Here is a 2835-nt window from a genome sequence, read left to right as displayed (position 1 = left end):
CGAGGAAGAAGTGCATCGGCGCCCAGTTGTACATGTAGCCGATGGCACGCATGTTCTCGATGGGTTCACCGAACGGCTCTCCGCCCTGAAGAGCGATCTGCGCTTCGGCGTCGTGCAATAGGCCCAGGTCGGTCCGGTCACTGCCAAGCAGACCGATGTTGGCGAAGCCGCCGCCGGTCGCCTGATACGTGACGACCGAATCGCCGTCATCGGCCTTGACGGCACGGTCGATGCCGGCACCCAGAAGCGACCACAGGCCACCCGGGTTGCCGCCCGACAGGGTCAGGTTCACGGGATCGGCGGACACCGCCGTCGACGAGATTGCGAGGCCAAGCGTTGCGGCCAGAATCGAGTACTTCATAAGTCTCCTCCCTTGGATTTCCACGAACCGCCTCCCAGCGGTTCTGGGTTCTTGTCCATCCCATCGCGGATGCCGGGGATCCCGGGTGATCGCTACTGGAATTTAGACGTCTATGTTTTTAGCGCCGACAAGATGGCGCGTCAATAAATTAGATATCTCATTTATAGCTTTTAAACCGCTGCTGGCTCGCCTGGCCTCTTTCTCGCGCGCTGGTTGCGCGCCGAGGAGGTCGGGAAGCCTGATTGGGCAGATTAATCAGGAAATGTAGGGGTAGGCGCCGGCGGCGCCCGTCAAATCTTGGCCAGCGAACGGGTCGGCGGGACCCGGAGTCCGCGCGCGGCACCATCTTTCTCGTCTTGTTCGAGATTGCGAATGATGGTCGTCAAACCGTGCCGCAGGACCTTCACTTCGTCTTCGCTCAATCCTTTGACCGCGATATCGTTGCTCTCCACCGCCATCGGCTCAAGCACGTCGCGCAATTCCCAGCCACGCTCGGTCAGAAAGGCATGTACGCGCCGCCTGTTATCACCGACGTTGCGCCGTGCGATGAATCCCTGCTCCTCCATCCGAAGAAGCGCGGTGTGGGTCGTGGGCTCCGTGAGGTTTGCGCGCTCGGCCAGTTCACGTTGCGACAANAAATCCATTGCCCGAAGGTCACACCTTCGCTGGTCAGGCGCATCTGAAGCGAACGGTTGAAAGACCGCGCGGCGAGCCGGATGAGACGAGCCAGACGTTCTTCGTCGTAATCCGGGGCGCCGCCGACCTTGGGGGCCGGCGTCTTGCCCTCTGCCGAAACATCTTCGCTCATCGCAGATCAACCCCTTGTTCGAATACCCTTTTCCGGCCGGACCGGGCATTGAAGCGCAGGATGGCCGTTCAGTCCGGGTCTGGCAAGTGCGCTTTGCGAAACCGTGATTGATCCCTCAAGGTATGAGCAAACAAGCTTATTCCTGCGTCATTCCTGCCGCCATTGCCTCGCTGTAGCCCGGACGCACACGGACATCGACCACCGCGACCGATCCACGGCCCACCGCGGCGATCGCTTCGGCAAATACCTCGCCCAAGTCTNGCGCGCGCCATGGCGGCGATATCGATGTCCGGCTCGTCGATGGCCTGGCCTACGTGCTTGTTTTCGACGGGGCGGCCGCGGTCGCGGGCAATACGTTCCTGGTGGATTTCGTCGTTGAAGTAGGATCGGTTGTTGGCCACCACTATCAGCAAGGGCACCTCGTGATGCACGGCCGTCCAAAGCGCCGTGCAGCCCATCAGGAAATCCCCGTCGCCCAGCACTGCCACAGGCAAACGCCCCTGCCCGCGCAGCGCCAAGGCGGAGCCGACCGCCATGCCGGGGCCGGAGCCGATGCCCGCACCGCCATCGTAGCCGAGGTAGTCCAAGGGTCCCGCGAAATCACATTTCTCGCCGTTCCAGCTGAGCGTCAGGCGCAGGTAGCTGGGCTCATGCCCCCGAACCGCCAGGGCCAAGGCGTCTGCAAGGCTGTCGACTGAGATTTCGCCTTTCGCCCGTGGCTTGGGATCAGCGACCAAGAGCGCCTGCTCGCCCTGCTCCGCGACGTGACCGATGTCGCAAAGCGCTTTGACCACATCATCGGGGCGCGCCAATAGCGTGAAATCCGTGGCCGGCATCGCCTGGTGGTCCAGCGACCAGCCGTTCTGAAGAAAGGGCTCGAGCGTCACGTTAACCACGCGGGTCGCGCCGGGCTTCAACCCGGCCTGATCCAGTGTCCCCGCAGGGTCGACCCAGTCGAAGGAAACGACAAGATCCGCGTCCGCGATCACCTTGCCCGCTTCGGGCGAGAGGAAGTAGCCCGGCGCTCCAGCATGCAGCGGATGGCGCGTCGGGAAGGCGGCCGCTACCTTGATGTCGGTCACCACCTTGGCGCCGAAGCGTTCGGCCAGCGCAACCCGGCGCTCCCAGTCTCGGCCATCGCGCGAAACCCGCCCCATCAGGAAAACCGGTGCCTCTGCGCCCTCGAGCATGTCCCACAGCTTTTTCGCATCCGGCGCGGCAACAGCCGGTCGCTGCGGGGCANNNNGCGTAGCGCGCCGGGTCGGGAAGCGCCGGCAGGACATCCAGCNTTTTCTTCCTGAACGCTCACGTCGAAACAGACATAGGTGGGCGCCATCGGGGGCGTGGCCGTGATCGACGCGGCGCGCAGCATGGATGCCAACGAGGCATCAAGCGAGGCCGGCTGGTCGTCCCACTTCACGTAAGGACGCACCACCGCCGCCTGGTCCCGCGAGGTATGCAACCAGTCGATCCACGGCCGCCGCTTGGCCGCATCGACCGGTCCGGTGGCGCCGTAGACAAGCATTGGCACCCGGTCGCACCAGGCGTTATATAGTGCCATCGCCGCATGCATGAGCCCCACGTTGGCGTGCAGGATCACGCCCAGGGGTTGCTCGGTCACCTTGGCCCAGCCGTGCGCGATCGCCACTGCGTGTTCTTCATGCAA

At 63.6% G+C, this 2835-nt stretch carries 3 protein-coding genes and 1 pseudogene (1 of these 4 cut by a window edge); all 4 read right to left on the bottom strand.

Annotated elements, in window-relative coordinates; all coding sequences use genetic code 11:
- Positions 1–361 (bottom strand): annotated as a pseudogene (locus GQE99_RS01280) (TAXI family TRAP transporter solute-binding subunit); its annotated part reaches 300 nt to the left of the window's first position; the annotation flags it as partial.
- Positions 362–651: 290 nt separating this feature from the next.
- Positions 652–996, bottom strand: a complete 345-nt coding sequence (locus GQE99_RS01275) for a MarR family winged helix-turn-helix transcriptional regulator (RefSeq protein ID WP_235917061.1) — start codon at positions 994–996, stop codon at positions 652–654.
- 241 nt (positions 997–1237) lie between these two features.
- Positions 1238–2326: a thiamine pyrophosphate-dependent enzyme gene (locus GQE99_RS01270; RefSeq protein WP_456237980.1), complete on the bottom strand. Its 1089-nt coding sequence runs from the start codon at positions 2324–2326 to the stop codon at positions 1238–1240.
- Positions 2326–2835, bottom strand: coding sequence for a thiamine pyrophosphate-binding protein (locus tag GQE99_RS21400; RefSeq protein WP_456237977.1), 510 nt, complete (start codon positions 2833–2835; stop codon positions 2326–2328). Before GQE99_RS21400 ends, GQE99_RS01270 begins: the two co-directional genes overlap by 1 nt.

Source organism: Maritimibacter harenae, assembly GCF_009882975.1.
Lineage (GTDB): Bacteria > Pseudomonadota > Alphaproteobacteria > Rhodobacterales > Rhodobacteraceae > Maritimibacter > Maritimibacter harenae.
Note: the sequence above shows the minus strand (reverse complement) of the source record. Positions and strands in the feature narration are given on the sequence as shown.